This is a genomic window from Paenibacillus sp. FSL R5-0378, assembly GCF_038009285.1.
Taxonomy (GTDB): Bacteria; Bacillota; Bacilli; order Paenibacillales; family Paenibacillaceae; genus Paenibacillus_AQ; species Paenibacillus_AQ favisporus.
This window is the reverse complement of record NZ_JBBPAY010000001.1, coordinates 6,619,988-6,638,077: the sequence shown is the minus strand read 5'-3', so window position 1 is coordinate 6,638,077 and position 18,090 is coordinate 6,619,988. Positions and strand designations below refer to the sequence as shown.

General features: G+C 58.8%; 10 protein-coding genes and 1 pseudogene. 8 read left to right on the top strand and 3 right to left on the bottom strand.

Going from position 1 to position 18,090, the window contains the following annotated elements; genetic code table 11:
• Window positions 1–8: 8 nt before the first annotated feature.
• The 5 genes from MKY74_RS30725 (at window position 9) to MKY74_RS30705 (ending at window position 8,708) form a co-directional block, all read left to right on the top strand.
• The gene (locus MKY74_RS30725) at window positions 9–2,765 is read left to right on the top strand and encodes an alpha-mannosidase (RefSeq protein ID WP_076173539.1); all 2,757 of its coding nucleotides are present in this window, start codon (window positions 9–11) and stop codon (window positions 2,763–2,765) included.
• Between the two features lie 35 nt (window positions 2,766–2,800).
• Complete coding sequence (locus MKY74_RS30720; protein WP_076173540.1) at window positions 2,801–3,832, top strand: carbohydrate-binding family 9-like protein; 1,032 nt, start codon at window positions 2,801–2,803, stop codon at window positions 3,830–3,832.
• Window positions 3,829–6,453, top strand: coding sequence for a transglutaminase domain-containing protein (locus MKY74_RS30715; RefSeq protein WP_076173541.1), 2,625 nt, complete (start codon window positions 3,829–3,831; stop codon window positions 6,451–6,453). Before MKY74_RS30720 ends, MKY74_RS30715 begins: the two co-directional genes overlap by 4 nt.
• A 99-nt stretch (window positions 6,454–6,552) precedes the next feature.
• Window positions 6,553–7,590, top strand: coding sequence for a glycoside hydrolase family 18 protein (locus MKY74_RS30710; RefSeq protein WP_076173542.1), 1,038 nt, complete (start codon window positions 6,553–6,555; stop codon window positions 7,588–7,590).
• Between the two features lie 308 nt (window positions 7,591–7,898).
• Complete coding sequence (locus MKY74_RS30705) at window positions 7,899–8,708, top strand: aminoglycoside N(3)-acetyltransferase (protein WP_076173543.1); 810 nt, start codon at window positions 7,899–7,901, stop codon at window positions 8,706–8,708.
• A 301-nt stretch (window positions 8,709–9,009) separates the two neighbouring features.
• On the opposite strand, the gene MKY74_RS30700 is transcribed toward MKY74_RS30705, so the two are convergent.
• Window positions 9,010–9,639, bottom strand: coding sequence for an FMN-dependent NADH-azoreductase (locus tag MKY74_RS30700; protein ID WP_076173544.1), 630 nt, complete (start codon window positions 9,637–9,639; stop codon window positions 9,010–9,012).
• A 134-nt stretch (window positions 9,640–9,773) separates the two neighbouring features.
• Here MKY74_RS30700 and MKY74_RS30695 point away from each other — a divergent pair, with 134 nt between their 5' ends.
• Window positions 9,774–10,133, top strand: a complete 360-nt coding sequence (locus MKY74_RS30695; protein WP_076173545.1) for a winged helix-turn-helix transcriptional regulator — start codon at window positions 9,774–9,776, stop codon at window positions 10,131–10,133.
• A gap of 169 nt (window positions 10,134–10,302) precedes the next feature.
• Here the strand turns inward: MKY74_RS30695 and MKY74_RS30690 are convergent.
• Together MKY74_RS30690 and MKY74_RS30685 are read right to left on the bottom strand one after the other, a co-directional pair.
• Window positions 10,303–11,115 (bottom strand): annotated as a pseudogene (locus MKY74_RS30690) (formylglycine-generating enzyme family protein); the annotation flags it as partial.
• A gap of 670 nt (window positions 11,116–11,785) precedes the next feature.
• Window positions 11,786–13,012: an ROK family protein gene (locus tag MKY74_RS30685; RefSeq protein ID WP_076173732.1), complete on the bottom strand. Its 1,227-nt coding sequence runs from the start codon at window positions 13,010–13,012 to the stop codon at window positions 11,786–11,788.
• 405 nt (window positions 13,013–13,417) lie between these two features.
• Between MKY74_RS30685 and MKY74_RS30680 the strand changes: the two genes are divergently transcribed.
• Together MKY74_RS30680 and MKY74_RS30675 are read left to right on the top strand one after the other, a co-directional pair.
• Complete coding sequence (locus MKY74_RS30680) at window positions 13,418–14,911, top strand: arylsulfatase (RefSeq protein WP_076173546.1); 1,494 nt, start codon at window positions 13,418–13,420, stop codon at window positions 14,909–14,911.
• 142 nt (window positions 14,912–15,053) lie between these two features.
• Window positions 15,054–18,083, top strand: a complete 3,030-nt coding sequence (locus MKY74_RS30675; protein ID WP_076173547.1) for a glycoside hydrolase family 2 — start codon at window positions 15,054–15,056, stop codon at window positions 18,081–18,083.
• Window positions 18,084–18,090 lie beyond the last annotated feature (7 nt).

Here is an 18,090-nt window from a genome sequence, read left to right as displayed (position 1 = left end):
AAGAACACATGCCAAACCGCAAAACGGCTCATATCGTATCCCACACCCATTGGGACCGGGAATGGTATCTGCCCTATGAGAAGCATCATGTCCGTCTGATAAAACTGATGGATGCGCTGCTGGACAAGCTGGATGAGGATCCGGAATACCGCAGCTTTTTCCTGGACGGCCAGACGATCATTCTGGAGGATTACCTGCAGGTCCGGCCGCAGCAGCAGGCGCGGCTTGAGAAGCATATTTCGGACGGCCGCATCCTGATCGGCCCCTGGTACATCCTGCAGGACGCGTTTCTGACGAGCAGCGAGGCCAATGTGCGCAACATGCTGATCGGGCACAAGGACGCCAAGCGCTACGGCCAGCCGGCCAAAATAGGCTACTTTCCCGACACCTTCGGGCTTGCCGGACAAACGCCCCAGCTGATGCGGCAGTCCGGCATCCATAACGCCTTCTTCGGGCGGGGCGTGAAGCCTACTGGTTTTAACAACACGGTCGCCGACGGCGATTACGAATCCTCCTTCTCCGAGCTGGAGTGGGAGGGGCCGGACGGCTCCAAGGTGCTCGGCATCCTGTTCGCCAACTGGTATTCGAACGGGAATGAAGTGCCTGCGGATCCGGGCGAGGCGAAAGAATACTGGCAGCGCAAGCTGGCGGACGCCGCCAAGTATGCTTCCACCGGGGAGCTGCTGTTCATGAACGGCTGTGACCACCAGCCGATCCAGCTCGATCTGCCGGAGGCGATCCGCACGGCGCGCGAACTGTTCCCGGATACGGACTTCGTCCATTCCAATTTCATCGATTATTTGGCGGCCCTCGAATCCTCGCTGGACCGTGAATTGTCCTCCGTCCGGGGCGAGCTGCGCAGCCAGCGGACGGACGGCTGGGGGACGCTCGTCAATACGGCTTCCTCCCGCGTCTACCTGAAGCAGTTGAATCAGCGGGGCCAGGCGATGCTCGAGAAGGTGGCCGAGCCGCTTGCAGCTTATGCCAGCCTGCTCGGTGCGGCGTATCCGCATGATCTCCTGCAGCACGCCTGGAAGACGCTGATGCAGAACCACCCGCATGACAGCATCTGCGGCTGCAGCGTGGACGAAGTGCACCGCGAGATGGTCACCCGCTTCGAGAAAAGCCGGCACGTCGCCGAAGCGGTTGCGGACGACAGCCTGCAGTCTATTGCGGAACACATCGACACTACCGGCTTTGCGGCGTTCGGGCCGGATGCTGTTCCGTTCACCGTCTTCAATACGACCGGCGGCACGCGGACCGGCACGGTCAGCGTCGAAGTCGACGTGCTCCGCCATTATTTCCGGGAAGGCATTCCGTTCAGCGAAATGAAATCGCGGGTGAAGCTGTTCGAGCTGGCGGACCGGATCGTTGTGGACAGCGAGGGACGGGAGGTGGACTGCACGATCACCGACCTGGGACTGCAGTTCGGATACGATTTGCCAGACGACAAGTTCCGGCAGCCTTATTTTGCCCGAAAGGTCCGGGTGGAGCTGGAGGCGGCGGACGTTCCCGCGAACGGCTTCAGCACCTACGCGGTCGTCCGCTCGGCTTCCCAATCCGCTGCATCGGCGGAACGGTCCACGCTTGTTACCGGGGACCGAACCATGGAAAACGAATACGTATCGATTAGCATTGAAAACGACGGGTCGGTGACGCTGACGGACAAAGCGAGTGGCAAGATTTACTCTAATTTGTGCGTTTACGAGGACAGCGGGGACATCGGCAATGAATACATGTACCGCCAGCCGGACGGGGAAACCCCGCTGACGACCCGGAATACAGCAGCCGAGATTACGATTCTGGCCGACAAGCCTTACGAGGCGTCCTTCCGGGTCGTTCACGCCTGGGACATCCCGAAGGGAGCAGAAGACAAGCTTGCGCAGGAGCAGCAGGAGCTGGTATGGTTCACCGGCCGATCGTCCGGCCGCTCCAAGGAGACCGTCCGGATCGTCATCGAGACGACCTTGACGCTGGAGAAAGGATCACGCGGTTTGAAGGTATCCTCCCGCTTCCATAACCAAGCCAAGGATCACCGGCTGCGGATGCTGTTCCCGACCGGCCTTGCCAGCAACGTTCACCAGGCGGATTCCATGTTCGAGGTCGCGACCCGCGGCAACGAGCCGTCCGCCGAATGGACCAACCCGAGCTACTGTCACCACCAGCAGACTTTTGCCAGCATCCAGGACGAGCGGACGGGACTCACGGTCGCGAACCTGGGCTTGAACGAATACGAAGTGCTGCAGGACGGACAGAACACGATTGCGGTGACGCTGCTGCGTTCCGTCGGCGAGCTGGGCGACTGGGGCGTATTCCCGACACCGGAAGCGCAGTGCCTGGGCGAAGCCTATGCCGAGCTGATGATCATCCCGCACGGTCTTGCGAATCCTGAGGCTGCGTATAACGAAGCCTATCAGTTCCAGGTACCGTGGACGGGCGTACAGGTCGGCCTGCATGCAGGCAGCCTCCCACCGGTTTATCAATGGTTCGGCTGGCAGGGAGAAGGAATAGCACAGTCCGCGGTGAAAAGAAGTGAGGAGACAGGAGACCTCATCTTCCGCTGGTACAATTTGACCTCGAGCGGCAGCGAGCTTGCCGTAACGCCGACATTTGCGTATCGCCAGGCATATCGAAGCAATATTCTGGAAGAGCGGCAGGATGCGGTTGAAGCGGTGCAGCCCGGAGGGGCGCTCCGCGTAGCGGCCGGGCCGGCCGAGATCGTGACGCTGGCCTTGGAGATTGCGGATACCGGCAATATAGGTTAACGATCGATGCAGAACGAATAACGGAGGGAATCGCGATGAATCTAAGCGGAGTGCCGGAGCCTAGGATTGAATATGCTCCCAAACATTATATTTGCCGGCGGGCGCAAGGGCCGCTCGTCCTGGACGGACGCCTGGACAAGCCGTTCTGGTCCGAAGCGCAGTGGACGGAGGATTTCGTCGATATCGAGGGCGATCTGCGCCCCAAGCCGGCCAAGCAGACCCGGGTCAAAATGCTGTGGGACGACGAATATTTCTACTTCGGCGCGGAGCTGATCGAGGATCAGATCTGGGCTACGCTGACCGAGCGGGATTCGGTCATTTTCTACGACAACGATTTTGAAATCTTTATCGATCCCGACGGGGATACGCACCAATATTACGAGTTTGAAATCAATGCGCTGAATACGGTCTGGGACCTGCTGCTGGTACAGCCTTACCGCGACGGCGGGCCTCCGGTCAACGGCTGGGATATCGCCGGCCTGCAGACCGCAGTGCATATTGACGGCGAGCTGAACCGCCCGGATGCGGACAACCGCAAATGGAGCGTGGAAGTGGCGATCCCGTGGGCGAGCCTGAAGGAATGTGCGCCCGAGGGGCGCCGCCCGGCTACAGGCGAGTTCTGGCGCGTCAACTTCTCGCGGGTGGAGTGGCGGACGGAGGTTCAGGACGGCGAATACCGCAAGGTGCTGAATCCCGAGACCGGCAAGCCATACCCTGAGGACAACTGGGTATGGTCGCCGATGGGCATCATCAACATGCATTATCCGGAGCTCTGGGGGTACGTCGTATTCTCGGACGGAGAAGTGCCCCAGGATTTTGAGCTGCCGGAGGACGAGCGGATCAAGTGGGAGCTTCGCAAGCTCTATTACCGCGAGCGCAACCACTATGAGGCCCATGGACGGTTTACCGCGGATTGGGAGCAGCTGAAGGGTGAAGATACCTGGACGATTCAACCGGAGATCGAAGTAACCCGCAGCCTGTTTCAGCTTACGGCGCCGTCCGTGGACGGACGAGCGGTGTACTGCATCCGCGAAGACGGAAAGCTGTGGAAGGAGGAAGCGAAATGACGACGCATACGACCGCATTCTCGCTGGATCAGGAGATGCTGCAGCGGATCGAGGAGAAATTTCAGGAGAAGATGGCACTGGCCGAATCCCGGAAACAGGAGCTGTTCGGCGTGTTCGAGGAGGCTTTGACCGCCGAGGAAACATGGGCTTTGAAATATTTGTACGCGTACATGCCGGTCAACGATCTGGCGGATTACGACGGTGCGCTGTTTCTGAGCCATGTGCGCCGCACGCTGGCGATCCGCAAGCAGGTGCCTTGGGGCGAGCGGGTACCGGATCACCTCTTCCTGCACTTCGTCCTTCCATACCGGGTGAATACTGAAAATATCGAGGATTCGCGCGGCATATTGTATAACGAACTGGCGGAGCGGACCGCGGGACTGTCCATGGCGGACGCGATTCTGGAAACGAACTACTGGTGCCACGAAAAGGCGACCTACGTCGGCAGTGATCTGCGGACGATTTCGCCCCTGACGATGATCCGCACGGCCCGTGGCCGCTGCGGGGAAGAGTCGACGCTCGCCGTGGCCGCGCTGCGCAGCATCGGTATTCCTGCGCGCCAGGTCTATACCCCGCGCTGGGCGCACTGCGACGACAACCACGCCTGGGTGGAAGCGTGGGCCGATGGGCAGTGGTACTACATCGGCGCCTGCGAGCCGGAAGCCCGCCTGAACCAGGGCTGGTTCACTCCGCCGGCACGACGTGCGATGCTGATCAACACGAGAATCTACGCCGATTATCCGGGGCCTGAAGATATTACGCTGGCCGACGAATGGTTTACGGAGATCAACCTGCTGGAAAATTACGCGCCGACGCAGACCATCCGCGTGACGGTAAAAGATGAGGCCGGCGTTCCGGTAGAGGGGGCCGAGGTGCGCTTCGAGCTGTACAACATGGCGGAGCTGTACCCGATCGCCACGCTTCCGACGGACGAGCGGGGCGAAGCCTCCTTCAAGACGGGCTTCGGCGACCTGGTCATCCGCGCCGTCAAGGACGGACGCTGGGGTGAGACCAAAATTTCGGTCCGGGACAGCGAGCGCTTTGAGCTGACTCTGGACTGCTCCGTTCAGCCGGAAGGAACAGCGGACTTTGACATGGTGCCGCCGCCCGAACGGGAAGGGGAAGCTGCGGATGCCGTCACGGAAGAGAAGCAGCAGCGCCACAACGCCCGGATCGAGGAAGGTACGCGCATCCGGACCGCCTTCGAGGAAACTTTCCTCGGCGGGGACGATGCCGCCCGATTGGCAAAGGCGGCGGGGCTTCCGGCCGAGCGTGTCGAGGCGGTGCTGGGCAAGGCTCGGGGCAATGGCCGTGAAATCGCGGCTTTCCTGGAAGAGCGTTCCGGCGAATTCGGAGAATGGCCGCTTCGGCTCCTGGAATCGCTGAACGACAAGGACCTGGCCGATACATTCCGGCCGGCGCTGGACGACCATCTGACTGGAGCGCTGACTCGCCGCGGCGATTGGGATGAGGAGCTTTTCGTCCGGTACATTTTGTGCCCGCGCGTGCTGTTCGAAATGATCGTGCCGTACCGGAAGTTCTTCCAGGAAGCCTTTACGCCGGAGGAGACGGCCGCGTATCAGGCCGATCCGGCGCAGCTGGCCCGCCGCCTGGAGCAGGGCTTCGGTCTATGGGAGGACCTGCCGAACCTGCTTGGCAAAGGCAATCCGGTCGGTACCTACCGGCTGGGCAAGGGCGACCCGTTGTCGCTCGGCATCTTGTTCGTGGCCGCCAGCCGCAGCCTTGGCATCCCGGCCCGCCTGCACCCGAGCGAGCAGAAGCCGCAGTATTGGCAGGACGGCGGATGGAAAGACGCGCCGTTCACCCTGTATGCCTCCGCCGAGGAGACCGGAAGCGCAGGCTGGGGCATGCTGCGCCTGCTGCGGGATGAGGCGGCCGGTTCGGATGCGCCTGCCGCATCCTACAGCGAGAATTTTACGTTCGCCCGGCTTGAAAACGGCGTATACAAAACGCTGGTATACCCGTTTGGCCAAACCGACGTGTACGACGTGCCGTTTGAAGTGGAGCCGGGTGCCTATCGCCTGACAACGGGCATCCGTCTGAAGGACGGGACCGTACGGGTGCGCCTCAGCTACTTTACGGTGAGCGAAGGGGACACGACGGAGGTTCCGCTGACGTTCCGCGAAGCTGCCGAGGAGGTGCCAGTGCTGGGCACGCTGGATGGCGGCGGGGAAGTTACGCGCTTCGACGGGACGTTCGCCGCGCTGGGCGGCTTGATCGGTTCCATGGGTGCCATCACGGCCTGGATCGAGCCTGAGCGCGAGCCGACCAAGCATCTGCTGCGTGAGCTCGGGGAGCTGGCGGAGTCGTTTGACAAGCTGGCGCTGCCGATCGTCCTGATCATTGGAGATCGGGAGTGGACGGCGTCGTTCGATCCAGCCGCTTATCCGAATCTGCCGGCGCAGACGGCGTTTGTACGGGATTCCAGTTATGCTTCCCTGCCTGACCTGATTTCGTCTTCGGCTGCAAACGAAGCGGGCTACCCGCATCTGTTCGTGCTGGACAGCCAGAATCAGATCCGGTACACGGCATCCGGCTATAAGATCGGCACGGGGAAAGAGGCGCTGCAGATTTTATCGGCGGTAACAAAGCAGGGGTAAGCCGGCAGAGCAAGCCGATCCAACAGAACAACCTAACATAACAACTCAACCGGGATCGAGATTCTGGTACAACCCAATAAGAAACGGAGTGTCTTAAGTATGTCGAAAAAATATATTGTGGCGGGTTACGCCGTGGACGCCGTGCTGCCGGAGATGACGCCGGAGGACCTGTCCAGGCTGACCCATCTGAACGTGGCGTTCGGCCATGTCCGGGATGACGAGATTACGACGGAGCATTTGAAGAACGGCGAGGCCATCCGGTCCATCAAGCGGGAGCATCCCGAGCTGACGCTGCTGCTGTCGGTCGGCGGCTGGAGCGCGGGCGGCTTCTCCGAAGCGGCCGCAACCGAAGAAGGAAGAGCACGGATGGCGGCATCTGCCGTGCGGGTGCTGAATGAGTACCCGTTTGACGGGATCGACCTGGACTGGGAGTATCCGTGCTACGGCGAGGCGGGTATCGCCGCCAGTCCGGATGACAAGCACAACTTTACGCTGCTGCTGGCGGCGATTCGGGAAGCGCTCGATGCCAAAGGCGCCGCGGACGGCCGCCACTACCTGCTGACGATCGCGGCGGGGGCGGACCAATATTACGTGGACGGCACGGAGATGGATCAGGTGCAGAAGTACCTCGATTTCGTGCAGCTGATGACCTACGACATGCGGGGCGGCTTCCAGGTGCTGACAGGCCATCATACGAACCTGTACACCGGAACGGGCGATTTGTTCCGTATCAGCACGGACGCTTCCGTGAACATCTTTGTCCGGGCAGGCGTGCCGCGGGAAAAAATCGTGATCGGAGCGGCGTTCTACTCCCGCATCTGGAACGAGGTCCCGGACCGCAACCGCGGACTGTACCAAATGGCGGGCACGACAGGCGGATACGGCCCATCCTTTACAGAGCTGGCTGCCGATTATATCGATAAAAACGGCTATACGCGCTACTGGGATGAGGAAGCCCGCGCGCCGTTCCTGTTTAACGGGTCGAGCCTGATCTCCTACGATGACGAGGAATCCATCCGGCATAAATGCGAGTACGTGAAGGAGCAGGGACTGGCCGGCATCATGTTCTGGGAATACGGCTGCGACCGGACGCACCGCCTGCTGGGCGCGATGCACGAAGGGCTGGGCGCCAAGTAAAGGGAAGGTCCTAGCCGAAATTAGCCAAAACGAGCCGAATGAAAGTACCACGATTTGAACAGACGATGCTTCAAGACCACCGGTTTGTCTAACGCATCGGATTTCATGCATCCTTTCCTTGATCCAGGGGAAGGATGCATTTTTCTTTATCCAATGCCCGGGTTCGTACAGGCAGCTTTCCATAGGGCTCGTTTCATACCCGTTTACTTCACGGCACGGCCGTTTGCATGGCTTGGTCCCGATGTTCATCTCATACTTGATCGGAGCTGCCCCAATTTGCCACAATGGAACAATGGAGGTGGATTGACATGGGAGAAAGAAAAGTCATTGACGCTTCGGCGAAGCTGAACACGGTGGAGTCGATCCGGGCGGATCTCGGCCGTCTCGGCGTCCGGGAGGGTGACACCCTGCTGGTGCATTCCTCGCTATCCAAAATCGGCTGGGTGTGCGGCGATGCGGAAGCCGTCATTCTGGCGCTGCAGCAGGCGCTCGGCAGTGCCGGGACGCTGGTGATGCCGGCCCACAGCGGCCAGAATTCAGATCCGGCGGAATGGGTGAGCCCGCCCGTACCATCCGTATGGCTGGAGGAAATTTACGCGCATATGCCGGCGTTTGACCCGGATTACACGGCGACCCGGGCGATGGGGAGAATCGCGGAGCAGTTCCGCTCGCTGCCGGGAACCCTCCGCTCGTATCATCCGCAGGTGTCGTTTGCAGCCAGGGGCCCGCTTGCGGCAGAAATTACAGGTGTACACGCGCTGACGCCGCAGTTCGGCCAGGATTCGCCGCTGGGGGCCCTGTACCGGCTGGATGCCAAGGTGCTGCTGCTTGGGGTCGGATACGACTCATGCACGACCTTTCATATGGCGGAGACGCAGATCGAGGATATGCCGCGGAAAAGAATGGGGGCCGCCATTCGGGAGGACGGCGTGAGAACGTGGAAATGGTTCGAAGACTATGCCTACGATTCCGACGACTTTGACCGGCTCGGGCAGGATTTTGAAGAGCAGGGACATGCTGCTGTCGGTAAGGTGGGCATGGCGGAATGCCGGCTGCTGCCCGTCAGGGCGGCCGTGGATTATGCAGCTTCATGGTTAAAAAAGCACCGCTTCGCATAAGAAGCGGTGCCTTCTGTCTGTTGAGAAACTTCAACGGGCTTTTTTGAGATAAGAAAGTATAAGTTTCGGAGCTTCTGCTTCCTGATCTCGCAAGAAAAACTTCCTCTAGACGCGGTCTGTCTTCTTTGAAAGTACGTCGATAGACGTTTTTCTTATCATTCAGGAAATGATGCTTTGATTTCAAAAGGAGATGGGAGGTTCCCCTTATCCAAAAGTGAAGATGGGTTTCACAAGATGAGTTTCACTTCCGGTGGATTCATTCTTGCGGCTGTCAGTTCGGCGAGAACGATGGCGTCCTCAATTAGAAACGTTTGGCAGCTTCCTTAGCCTGTGCAATCGCTTTTTCTTTTATAAAAGGAGCCTGCTCTGATACCGCCGTTCCTTCAACAAAAATAGCTTCAGTTTCGATTCCATAGAACTGTAAAATGGTTTTCATATAGCTGAATCCCATTTCTATTGAAGCTAAAGGGCCTTCCGAATAAACGGAACCGCTGGCTTGAATGTGCAAGGCTTTCTTGCCGGGCAGCAGGCCTACAGGACCCTTTTCGGTATACTTGAACGTCTTGCCCGGAATGGAGGTCGCATCCGTGTATGCTTTCAAAACCGGCGGAACCGTAAAATTCCACATCGGAAACACAAAAACGTACTTATCGGCTGCCATAAATTGATTAAGAATTTCCTCAAGACGAGCCACTTTTGATTTTTCAGCCTCGGACAGCTGATCCAAAGACGAACCCGCCCGAAGCTTTCCCCACCCCCTTAAAACATCAGCATCGATTTGCGGAATGTTTTCTTTATACAGATCCAAATGAACAACTTCGTCGGTTGGATTTGCTTCGCGGTACGCTCCAATAAATTGTTTGCCCACCGCAAGGCTATAAGATTCCTCCGGATTAAGGGGATGAGCGGTGATGTACAGTACAGTTGCCATGCTTCAAACTTCCCTTCTGTAATATGATTAAGAACACTTACAATGCTGATCATATAATACTAACTTACTTATGGTAAGTAGGCACATTAATGTGGTATAGTAACAAAAAAGGTACCGTAAACGGAGGTGGGCCTGTGCAAAAGAACCCTGCCCAATGTCAATTCGTAGTTGCGCTGGATTCGATCGTTGGCAAATGGAAGCCGATTATCCTTTATCATTTGCTTCAAGGCAAGCCTTTGCGGTTCAATGAACTCAGAAGATTGCTGCCTGATATCACGCAAAGAATGCTTACGCTCCATCTGCGCGAATTGGAGGAAGAGGAGATCGTTAAACGAGTCGTTTATCCGCAGGTCCCGCCGAAAGTGGAATACTCCATCACGGAATACGGCAAGAGCCTGTCGCCGATTTTAGAGTCCCTGCATCAATGGGGAGTAGCCCATGTTAAGCGAAAACAGCTCAAAATGAATAATCAAGAACAAACAGAAACGGACTAGCATCATAATCGCTAGTCCGTTTCATTCTGTTTCGAAACACATAATACCGAGCGGTGACTGCGAAGCGTGCCCTGGATCGCGGCCTGGCGTCAGATCGAAGGAAGCCAAATAAGCTAACGCCAAAAAGGCACCGCTTCGCATGAGGAGCGGTGCCTTTTTGGGCTCGTCGTTACAGATCCGCTACCACGCGGAAACCGATGTTGCCTGTAGAGCTGTCCGGCGTGTTGCCGCTGCGCGCAGCGACGCGGTACCGGTTGCAGTAGGATTGATGGCATAAGTACGATCCGCCCTTCATGAGGCGGGCGTTTCCATGGGCAGGCCCTTCCGGCCGGTCCGAAGAGCCGCGCTGTGCCGGGTCGGATGTAAACCAGTCCCGGCACCATTCCCATACGTTGCCCGACATGTTGTACAGCCCGTATCCGTTCGGAAGATAGGTGTCCACGGGAGCGGTGCCGAGGTAGCCGTCGCTGGCATGGTTTTTGGTAGGGAATACGCCCTGCCAAATGTTGCAGCGGTGTTCGCCGCCGGGGCGCAGTACGTCGCCCCAAGGGTAACGCTTGCGCTCCAGGCCGCCGCGGGCTGCTGCTTCCCACTCCACTTCGGTGGGCAGCCGGACGCCGGCCCAGGCGCAGTAAGCGGCAGCGTCATTCCAGGAGACGTGGACCACGGGATGGTTCATCCGGTCACCGATGCCGCTGCCGGGGCCTTCCGGTTCCCGCCAGGTGGCGCCTTCGACACCGAGCCACCATGGCGTACGCTCCGGAGAGCCGACGATCTTCACCTGCTGGGGATCCGGGATCAGCAGCTGGAAAACGTACGACCAGCCGAATTTCTCGGCTTCGGTGACGTAACCGGTCGCCTGGACGAAAGCGGCGAATTCGGCGTTCGTGACGGCATAAGGCGATATGCGGAATGCCGGGATGTGCACTGGCCGCGCAGGCCCTTCCGCGTCCGAGGCGAAGCCTTCCCCGTCATCGGTGCCGAGGATATAGGTACCCTCGGGGATGATCGGCCATTGGGAAGGATCGGGCTGAGCGGAATGTTCCGCCAGGCTCGGCTCCTGCTGGGCGGCTGAGCTGTGGAAACGCTCGGCTGCAGAGCCGGTATAAGCCGGCGAAGCTTCCTCGAGATCAGCTGATGCTGCCGCCGGTGTGCCCGATTCCTGGCCGGTCTCTGCCCTGCCGTATCTTTGAAGCTGCGGAAGGCTGCTTGCGGCCCCTGTTTCCCCTTCGTGAAAATCCTTTGCTTCAGGCGCGTTTAAGTGTCCGGCAGCAGCCGTTCCGCAGGCGGGAGCCTGCAAAGCGGCTTCACGCCCGGCCGAACAGCAGCAGGAGGAGGTTTCGGCCTTTCCGGCCTTTCCCGAAGTTGGAACGGTGGAGGAGGTCTCTTGGGTCATTTTGGTCCTTGCTCCTTTCCTGGTAGGAGGATTTCATGTTTTATGTCCGTTCGGATTTAACCCGTGTCCGTCCGCTTGCTGGCAACAGCTCAAGCCCAGTTGGCTTCATAGCTGGGCAGGCATCCGTGTGCCCTCTGGGAGGGCGGCGGCCGCAGCGGGCTCTGAGGGTATCAACAGTCTTTGAGGGCAAAGCGGCCCCAAAAAAAACGAGCTATGGGGATGCGGCGGGCCCTGAAGGCTCACGGCCGCAGCCGGCTCAGCAGGTCAACTGCTCCAGCATCAGGAGCGCCGCCCCCACGGCGATCGCTTCTTCGCCATAACTGCCTTTGCTGAAAATGACCTGATATTTCGGGTAATGATACGTTTTGCGGATGGCGGTCTGGGTCGCCGTATAGAAGAACAGGTTCGAATCCGTCATCAGCGGCCCGCCGAGAACGACCTTCTCGGGATACAAAATGTTCAACAGGTTGGCCAGACCGATGCCGAAGTACGTTGCCGCCTGGGTCACGACTTCCGTGACCATGGGATCCATCTGCTTCAGCGCTTGCATAATGTGGCTGAAGCGGGCCGGCTCGCCCGACTCCAGCATCTGCTGCAGCCGGCTGCTCCGGCCGATCCGCAGCCGGGAGTTCACCTCGCGTTCGATCGCATGGACCGACGCGTAGGAATCGAGGCAGCCGTGATTGCCTTTTGCGGTTCGGTAAGGGATGCCATCCGCCTGGATGATCATCTGCCCGAACGAGCCTTCCATATCGGCTGCCCCATAGATCAGCTTGCTGTCCGACATCATGGACAGCCGCAGGCCCGTGCCGCCATGCACGTACAGCATGTGGCGGAAATCCTTGCCGCGGTTCGCCCATGCTTCGGCGACGATGGCGGCATTGGCGCCGTTGTCGAGCAGCACTGGAACGTGCAGCGCCTCCTCGATCAGGCGCACGATCTCGACATGCTGCCAGCCCGGCGCGGCAAACCACTCCGGCTCCTCGATGATGCCCGCCTCGCGGTCGAGCGGGCCGACGGCGCCGATACCCATGCCGATGATTTGATCCAGCGGGATGCCGTGCGCGGCAATCCATTCCCGGGCCCGGCCGACAACCTCGCCGATGAGCCGCTCCGGCGTCATGTCGACTGTCATGTCCCATTCAGCTGCTTCCAGCGTCTGCCCGGCTAAATCGAGCAAAATGAGGCGGGAGACGACGCGGGAGACATCCAGGCCAAACGCATAGCCGTACTCGCCCCGGACCTGGTACAGAATCGGACGCCGTCCCCCGGTTGAAGCGCCGAGGCCGCTCTCACTAATGACGCCGATGGAGACAAGCTCGTCGAGGACGCGGGTCAGCGTACTGATCGTCAGTCCGCTTGACGCCAGCAGGTCGCTCTTGGAAATCTCCTGCTTGCGCCGGATATCATAGAACAGTTCCTTGGCTTTCGGTGAGGGAATGCGTTCTTTTACATTCCATCTCTCTTCCTTAAAATCTTGCATATCGTCGTTATCCTCACTATTCTGAACCGTTAAGGCCAGCGGCTGTTGCCCCGCAATATGATCCGGCGGCAAACGCCGAAGGGCTCTGCTGGCAATGGTTTTTCTACAATTATACGTACAGGCTGCTTCATGATTATCATACACACGGCCCCAGCAAGTGGCAACCGGACGGCATCCTCATCTGTGAGGTTTATCCCCCCATTATACCAATCTTAATTTCTTTTTGAAATAAAGTAATCAGAGTAATCCGTTTTCATCGTTTTCCCATCGGGGTAATCTGCACGAAAAAACGAATAATTTCATTTACTTTTCATCACGTGAAGGGTTTAATAAGGGGGAACAGGCATTTTCAAGGATTCTCTCAGGGTTATCGATCATATCCGCTGGATTCAAGGAGGAGAGCCGATGAATAGGAACGAAGAGCGAGGCAGGCCCAACGTGCTGCTGATTACCGTGGACCAGATGCGATTCGACTGCCTCAGCATCGCCGGCCACCCCGTCGTGGAAACGCCGAATCTGGACGAGCTTGCCCGGACCGGCGTGAGGTTCAGCCGCGCCTATTCGGCCACCCCGACCTGCGTGCCGGCGCGGGCGGCCATCTTTACGGGCCAGTCTCAGCGGACGCACGGACGCGTTGGGTATCAGGACCGGGTACCGTGGAATTATCCGGTCACGCTGCCCGGGGAGCTGGCCAAAGCGGGATACCATACGCAGTGCATCGGTAAAATGCATGTGTATCCCGCCCGAAACCTGATGGGCTTTCACAACGTGGTGCTGCATGACGGCTACCTGCATCACAACCGCAATTTTCACGGCATCCCGATGCAGGAGCATTACGATCAGGTGGACGATTACCTGCAGTGGCTCCGGGAAAGGGCGCCCGGCGCCGATCTTATCGACACGGGACTGGACTGTAACGCATCGACCGTCGCACGTCCGTGGCATCTGGACGAAATGAAGCATCCGACGAACTGGGTCGTGACCCAGTCGATCGACTTTCTGCGCCGCAGAGACCCGGGCAAGCCGTTCTTTCTATGGATGTCCTTCGTCCGTCCGCATCCGCCGTTCGATCCGCCGCAGGCGTATCTGGACCTGTATGAAGATGCGGATATTCCGGATCCGCCGGTTGGAGACTGGGCGCAGGGGGATGACTCCTCCCTGGAAGGTTTGGCGCCGACAACGGGCAAGGGGCTCGTCCCCAAACGAAGGCTGCGCCGGGCGATGGCCGCTTATTATGCGCTGATTACCCATCTGGACCACCAAATCGGCCGGTTCCTGCAGGCGCTGAACGAGTACGGAGAGCTCCATAACACGGTGATCATGTTTACCTCGGATCATGGAGAGCTGCTTGGCGATCATCACTTGTTCCGGAAGGCGCTGCCCTATGAAGGAAGTGCCCACGTGCCGTTGATCGTGAACGACCCTGGCGGCAGGCTCCATCTCAAGCAGGGCACCGTGGCCGATGAGGTCGTGGAGCTGCGTGACATCATGCCGTCGCTGCTTGATGCAGCCGGGGTTCAGATCCCGGAAAGCGTGGAAGGGGACAGCATTTGGAGGCTGGCAGCGGCCAGGAACGAAGCGGATACAGCATCGCCGGTATGGCGGAGCCATCTGCATGGGGAGCATGCCTACGGTCATCAATCTACCCAATGGGTCACGGACGGGACCGAGAAGTTCATCTGGTATCCGCAAACCGGCGAAGAGCAGTTTTTTAACCTGGCGGAAGACCCCATGGAGCTGCACAATGCCATTTCCGACGAAGCCTGCCGGGACCGGATCGAACATTGGCGTTCCATTCTCATCCGTGAGCTGGAAGGGCGGGAGGAAGGCTTTACGGACGGGGAGCGGCTTATCGCCGGCCGGAAGCAGGCGGCCGTACTGTCCCATATCCGGGTTTGATGCGCAGCAGCGGATTCATTGAACTAACGTTATTGCATTATCGAAATATAACCTTAGGACGGCTGCCTGGCTGCAGGCAGCGAATATACAGCTTGAACTGTTTTTGGCGATACGTTAACCGTAAATTAAGGAGATGATCCGAATGATAAAGCTTGACCGGGTTTGGGAAGACACAAGCGTCCTTCATATTCACCGCGAAGAGCCGAGATCCTATTACATTCCTTATGGCGACGCCGCTTCAGCGCGTTCCGGCAAGCGCTCGAGATCCCCTTTGTTCCAAACCTTGAATGGGGCCTGGAAATTCAGGTACCACGAAAGTGTCCAGGACGTGACGGATCCGTTTTATGAAGACGCTTTCGATGCCTCATCATGGGATGAGCTTGTCGTCCCGTCATGCTGGCAGACCGAAGGCTACGACCAGCTCCATTATACGAATGTCAATTATCCGATCCCGGTAGATCCGCCATATGTCCCGGATGCGAATCCGGCAGGGCTCTACGTCAGAGAGTTTACGGTGCGCGAAGACTGGACGGGCAAGCAGGTCTATACCATGTTCGAAGGGGTCAATTCCTGCTTCTACCTGTGGATCAACGGGCAGTTCGCCGGATACAGCCAAGGCAGCCGGATTCCGGCCGAGTTTAACGTTTCCGGACTGATCCGGCCAGGTACGAACCGCATCGCCGTCATGGTATTGAAATGGTGCGACGGCACTTATTTGGAAGACCAGGACCTCTGGCGTTTCTCCGGGATTTTCCGGGATGTATACCTTCTGGCCCGGGATGAGGCCCATGTCCGCGACGTATTTATCAAACAGGACATTTCGCCGGATCATTCCTCAGCGAAGCTGCTGTGTGAGCTGGAGACGACGGGCTCCCTGGATGCGCTGGTGCTGCTGCAGGACGCGGAAGGGACGACCGTCGCCAAAGGGGCGGTGCGGGCAGACGGGCGGAGTGTCATCGCGCTGGACATCGAAAATCCGGTGCTGTGGAACGCGGAACATCCATATCTGTATGAGCTGTTTGTGCAGGACGGAAGGGAAGTGCTCCGTTTTCCGGTCGGATTCCGCCGGATTGACATCGTTGACAGCGTATTCCGGATCAACGGCCAAGCTGTCAAGCTGAAGGGCGTGAACCGTCACGACTCCCACCCTGATTTGGGACAGACGGTGCCGTTGAACCACATGATCCGGGACTTGAAGCTGATGAAGCGGCATAACGTCAATACGGTCCGTACCTCTCACTATCCGAACGACCCGCGGTTTTTGGAACTGTGCGACCGGATGGGCTTCTACGTGGTCGACGAGGCCGATCTGGAGTGCCACGGGCTGGCCGTATCCGGCGATTTCCATCAGCTGACCCGCGATCCTGATTGGGAAAAGGCGTTTGTGGACCGGGCCATCCGGTTGGTGGAACGCGACAAAAACCATCCTTGCGTCATCATCTGGTCCATGGGCAACGAATCGGGATACGGCCGCAATCATATCGCCATGGCCGAATGGACCCGTGAGCGCGACGAGAGCAGGCTGGTCCATTATGAAGGCGCCTCCCGGCGTTACCATGGCGACGCGGATACCGAGGCGCTCGACATCGAAAGCGAGATGTATCCGACGCTGGAATACGTCGAGAGCTACGGACAAAATCCGGATCACGCGAAGCCGCTGTTCCTGTGCGAATACAGCCATGCCATGGGCAACGGGCCCGGCGATCTGAAGGAGTACTGGGATTTGTTCTACGCGTACCCGAATTTGATGGGCGGCTGCGTGTGGGAATGGAACGATCACGGTATCCGCACCCAAGCGCCGGACGGGCGCGAGTATTTCGGATACGGGGGTGACTTCGGAGACCATCCGAACGACGGCAACTTCTGTATCGACGGCCTCGTGTCGCCGGACCGTGTTCCGCATGCCGGACTGCTGGAGCTCAAGCAGGTCATTGCGCCCGTGCGAATGGAAGCCGAGGATTTGTCGCGCGGCACGCTGATCATTACGAATCTTTACGATTTTTCGGACCTGTCCCATCTGACCTTCGACTGGTCGCTGGAGCGCTGCGGAGAAATCGTGGAGCAGGGAAGCCTCGGGACGATCCAGGCGGGCCCGCAGGAGAGCGTGACGGTCATCATTCCGTTCCAAAAGGCTTTCCCCGACGGCCGCTGCTTCCTGACGCTGACCGCCTCGCTCTGCGAATCCACGGAATGGGCCGACCGTGGGGAGGAAATCGCGTTTGCCCAGTTTGAGATGGCGGCGGAGGATTCTGCAGTCCAGCCCGAGCAAGGGTGGCTGACGGCTCTGCGAGCACGTCCCGTGCACGTCACGGAGGACGGGGCGCAGCTGATTGTGACGGGGATGGATTTCCGCCACGTGTTCGACCGGAACCTGGGAACCTTCGTCCGCATCTCGAAGCAGGGGGTGGATATGCTCGCAGCGCCGCTATCCTTTAGCATCTGGCGGGCACCGACGGACAATGACCGCAACGTCCAGCGTCAATGGAAAGATGCGGGATATCACCGGGCAGGCACGAAAGTATACCAGGTCCGGGTCAGCGAGCCGCAAGACGATGCGATCGAGATGACCGTGGATTTTTCGCTCGGCGGCTACATGAAGCATCCTGTCCTTCATGGACAGGCCGTATGGCGGGTGGACGGTTCCGGAGAAATCGCGCTGGCCACGAGTGTCAAGCTTCGGGAGGGGCTGCCGTTTCTGCCCCGCTTCGGGCTGAAGGCCGTCATGCCGGCCGGCACCGAGGAGGTTGAGTATTTCGGTCTGGGTCCGCATGCGAGCTATGTCGACAAGCGCCAAAGCGTACGGGTCGGCAAATACCTTCTTCGCGTCGACGACATGTTCGAGCCGTACATTATGCCGCAGGAGAACGGCTCCCGATACGGGACGGAGTGGGCGACGGTGACGAGCGAACGGGGCATGGGGCTTGCTTTCCACGGAAATGCGCCGTTTTCGTTTAACGCCTCCCATTACTCACCGGAAGACCTGGAGGAAGCCGCCCACCTGCACCAGCTGCAGCTGGTCAAGCGGAAGGAGACGATCGTTCATCTTGACTACAAAATGAGCGGCGTCGGTTCCAACTCCTGCGGTCCAGAGCTGCTGGAGAAGTACCGGCTCGATGAGCGGGAATTCGAGTTTTCCATCCGGCTCCGTCCGGTTTTCAAAGAAGACGAATAAGAGGCAG

Excerpts from the sequence above, each read along its gene's own strand:
- MKY74_RS30710 (WP_076173542.1), top strand. The coding sequence starts at position 6,553 with ATGTCGAAAAAATATATTGTGGCGGGTTACGCCGTGGACGCCGTGCTG.
- MKY74_RS30700 (WP_076173544.1), bottom strand. The coding sequence starts at position 9,639 with ATGGCAACTGTACTGTACATCACCGCTCATCCCCTTAATCCGGAGGAA.
- MKY74_RS30715 (WP_076173541.1), top strand. The coding sequence starts at position 3,829 with ATGACGACGCATACGACCGCATTCTCGCTGGATCAGGAGATGCTGCAG.
- MKY74_RS30720 (WP_076173540.1), top strand. The coding sequence starts at position 2,801 with ATGAATCTAAGCGGAGTGCCGGAGCCTAGGATTGAATATGCTCCCAAA.
- MKY74_RS30680 (WP_076173546.1), top strand. The coding sequence starts at position 13,418 with ATGAATAGGAACGAAGAGCGAGGCAGGCCCAACGTGCTGCTGATTACC.
- MKY74_RS30685 (WP_076173732.1), bottom strand. The coding sequence starts at position 13,012 with ATGCAAGATTTTAAGGAAGAGAGATGGAATGTAAAAGAACGCATTCCC.
- MKY74_RS30725 (WP_076173539.1), top strand. The coding sequence starts at position 9 with ATGCCAAACCGCAAAACGGCTCATATCGTATCCCACACCCATTGGGAC.
- MKY74_RS30705 (WP_076173543.1), top strand. The coding sequence starts at position 7,899 with ATGGGAGAAAGAAAAGTCATTGACGCTTCGGCGAAGCTGAACACGGTG.
- MKY74_RS30675 (WP_076173547.1), top strand. The coding sequence starts at position 15,054 with ATGATAAAGCTTGACCGGGTTTGGGAAGACACAAGCGTCCTTCATATT.